Annotated in this window: 5 protein-coding genes; 4 read left to right on the forward strand and 1 reads right to left on the reverse strand. The window is 71.7% G+C overall.

What is annotated here, in order from left to right:
- From VF330_RS40610 to VF330_RS40620, 3 genes are all read left to right on the forward strand, one after another.
- On the forward strand, positions 1-344 hold a 344-nt coding region (locus tag VF330_RS40610; protein WP_330857083.1), incomplete at its 5' end, for a M15 family metallopeptidase.
- A gap of 134 nt (positions 345-478) precedes the next feature.
- Positions 479-982: a SigE family RNA polymerase sigma factor gene (locus tag VF330_RS40615; RefSeq protein ID WP_330857084.1), complete on the forward strand. Its 504-nt coding sequence runs from the start codon at positions 479-481 to the stop codon at positions 980-982.
- A complete protein-coding gene (locus tag VF330_RS40620) occupies positions 979-2031 on the forward strand; it encodes a hypothetical protein (protein ID WP_330857085.1) in 1053 nt (350 codons plus the stop codon). The genes VF330_RS40615 and VF330_RS40620 overlap by 4 nt, the downstream gene beginning before the upstream one ends.
- 54 nt (positions 2032-2085) lie before the next feature.
- On the opposite strand, the gene VF330_RS40625 is transcribed toward VF330_RS40620, so the two are convergent.
- Positions 2086-2745 carry a DUF998 domain-containing protein gene (locus VF330_RS40625; RefSeq protein WP_330857086.1) on the reverse strand — a complete coding sequence of 220 codons (660 nt, stop codon included), beginning with the start codon at positions 2743-2745 and terminating at the stop codon, positions 2086-2088.
- Between the two features lie 32 nt (positions 2746-2777).
- On the opposite strand from VF330_RS40625, the gene VF330_RS40630 reads away from it, so the two are divergent.
- The coding region (locus VF330_RS40630; protein WP_330857087.1) for an alpha/beta fold hydrolase at positions 2778-3164 on the forward strand (387 nt) is incomplete at its 3' end.

The following is a 3164-nucleotide window of genomic DNA, read 5'->3' on the forward strand; positions in this document are numbered from 1 at the left end:
TCGAGCGGATGGAGACCATCGAGAAGTACGACTCCGACGACGACGCGTCGATGGCGGCGAACAACACCTCGGCGTTCAACTGCCGACCGATCACCGGCGGCACGGCCTGGTCCAACCACTCCTACGGGCGGGCCATCGACATCGACACCGTGCAGAACCCGTACATCTCCCGCAGTGGCGCGGTCTACCCGCCCAACGGCGCGCCCTACGTCGACCGCACCCAGCACGCGCCCGGCATGATCCACGCGGGCGACGCCACCGAGCAGGCGTTCACCACGCGCGGCTGGACGTGGGGCGGTTCCTGGGACACCCCGATCGACTACCAGCACTTCGAGAAGCCCTGACCCCGGCCGCGCCGAGACCGCACTCGAGGGTGCGGTTCCCCGGTCCGTGCTCAGGAAGATCCCCTCGCGACGTCAGCCGATGTTTGTCCGGAAGCCGGTAAACGCAACGCCGCCGGCGTGAGTCTTCCCAAGTGATGGCTGACTACGACGACTTCGCCCGAGCGCAACTGCCGCGGTTGTTGCGGTACGCGACGATGCTCACCGGCGAGCGGGAGCAGGCGGCTGACCTGGTGCAGGACGTGCTGGTCAAGATGTACCGGCACTGGGCCCGGATCAGCCGCGCGGACCACCCGGAGCGGTACGTGCTGCGGATGGTGACCAACGGCTACCTGTCCTGGCGACACAGCTGGTCCGCACGCGTGATCACGTCGGGGGACCTCCCCGACGAGGCACGGGCGGACGACTTCGCGTCGGACCACGCCGCGCGCGAGGACATGTGGCAGCGCCTGGCACGGCTGCCCAAGCGCCAACGCGCGGTGATGGTGCTGCGGTACTACGAGCAGATGCCCGACTCCGAGATCGCCGGGCTGCTGGGCTGCGCCCAGGCCACCGTCCGCGCACACGCCCACAAGGCATTGGCCGCACTGCGAAACGGCTTGGTCATCGAGCAGATGGCGCAGGCCAGGGAGACGGGATGAACATCGAGAACCTGATCAAGGACACCTTCACGGCGCGCGAGGACGACGCGCCCGACAGCGACGCGGTCCTCGCCGCGGCGCGGCGGCGCATCGACAACAGGCGTTCCGGGCTGAGCCGGCCGTTGGCGGTGGCCGCCGGGGCGACCGTGCTGACCCTCGGCGCGGTCACTGCCGTGGTGCTGAACCGGCCGGACTCCGCGGAGCCGTCCCGGACGATCGACACCGCCGGCGGAGCGCAGAGCAACCAGGCCACGGCGCCGGCCGCCGACGGTCTTCAGATGCCCTACTCCCTCGGCTGGCTCCCACCGGGCACGGTCGCCTACCGGGCGCAGCGGATCAACATCGGGTCCGCCGCGGCGACCCCCGGCACGCCCCTGTACGGCGGCGAGTACATGCTCACCGTCACCGACGGCGGCCAGGTGCTGGAGGTCGACGTCCAGCACTTCCGGATGGTGACGGTGGACGAGGCGATGTTCAAGTCGGGCCCCGGCCGGCCGGTGAACGTCAAGGGACAGCGCGGGGTCGAGAGCTCCGTGTCCACCGGGCCGGGTGGGTACGAGCTGTACGTGACGCACCCCGACGGCGGCTCGATGTACGTGAACGTGTCCGCCGCGCAGGGCAGCACCGCGTCCGTCCAGCAACTCGTCGACGCCGGCCGCCGCATCGCGGAGAACATCCGGTTCCCCGGCGCGACGACCGTCACCCCGGCGTACGGGCTGCGCGAGCTGCCCGACGGCATGCGGATCTGCGCCTTCAGCGTCGACCAGGGCCTGGGCCGTTCCACGGGCACGCCGGTGACCAACACGAGCTACTCGCTGGGCACGTGCACCGTCTTCCCGACGGTGAACGTCAGCAGCGCTGTCGTCGGCACCCCGCCCGGTACGCCGGGAAAGCCCGTGCAGGGTCACGCGACGCGCTACACCGACGAGGGCGGCTACCACCGGTTGTGGGTCCTCGACGCGCTCGGGGACGCTCCGGTCGTCGTCGCCGGCCAGGTGACCGAGGCCGAGCTGTACGACGTCGCCAACCGGCTCGTCCTGCCGCACTGACCGCTCGACCAGAGGTGGGCCAGAACCCGTTGCCACTGGGGGTACGGGTTCCGGTCACCCCGGACGCGCTTCAGGCGTCGTCACGCGCCGCATGTCCGTTGTGGACCAAGCTCGTGCTCCGAGCAGCAGTCCCGCCGCGACGGTCAGCAGCTGAAGACGCTGGACCAGCCCGGCGCCGGGCTGGTTGACCAGCAGCGCGGACAGCGCACCGGTCACGGCGAGCAGGACGAGCACCGCTCTGGCACTCCACCAGCGGGTGCGCCGTTCCAGGACCACGGCCGCGCCGAGAGCGCCGGCGAACGTCAGCACGCTCGTCACCTGGTGCAGCCGGTGGCTGAGCGACACGGCGCCGCTGACCTCCCGGCCGCGGCACAGCGCATCGGCGCTGGGTGCGCAGTCCAGCGCCAGCGCGGTGTCGGCGAGGGTCGCGAGAGCGAAGATGAGCACAGCCGCGACCGCCCACCGTCCGCGCAGCCGGATGGAGGCGGCCAGCAGGCACAGGGCGGCGAGCGCGTCGGTGGCGCGGAACAGCCACCGGAACGGCTGGTCACCGGCGAGCAGTTCGCTCACGTAGCTGTCCACCGGGGACAGTCCGGTCGACAGCACCGGTTCGAGGAGCCAGCACGAGTACAGGACCGCGGCGGCGACGAGCCACCCACCCGGCCGGGTGAACGGGCGGGAACGGCCGCGGCTCCGCGACCTCTGCTCCGACACGCTCGTCTCCTCCTTCCGCCATGCTGTGTTCCGTGGTCACCGTCGCGGGCTCGAACCTGCACCTCGTGGTGGACGGACCGGCGGACGCCCCGCCGGTCGTGCTGGTCTCCGGTCTGGCCGGCGCGGTCGCCGACTGGGACCCGGTTACCCAGTTGCTCGCGCCTTCAGCGCGGGTGGTGCGATTCGACCGGCCAGGGAACGGGGAGAGCACCCCGTCGTCCGAGTTCCCGTCGGCGCGGCGCGAAGTGGCGGTGCTCGACGCGGTCGTCGACGTCGCGGGCGGTCCGGCCGTGCTCGTCGGGCACTCGCTCGCCGGGCTGCACGTGGAGGCATACGCGCGGTTGCGGCCCGAACGGGTGCGCGGCGCGGTGCTCGTGGACCCCAGCCTCGTGCCGCCGGGGATCGGCCGCCCGGTCGAC

The sequence above is a fragment of the Lentzea sp. genome, assembly GCF_036380075.1.
In the GTDB taxonomy this organism is placed as follows: Bacteria; Actinomycetota; Actinomycetes; order Mycobacteriales; family Pseudonocardiaceae; genus Lentzea.

Bases quoted from the DNA above. Each gene is read 5' to 3' on its own strand.
- VF330_RS40615 (WP_330857084.1), top strand. From the start codon at position 479: ATGGCTGACTACGACGACTTCGCCCGAGCGCAACTGCCGCGGTTGTTG.
- VF330_RS40620 (WP_330857085.1), top strand. From the start codon at position 979: ATGAACATCGAGAACCTGATCAAGGACACCTTCACGGCGCGCGAGGAC.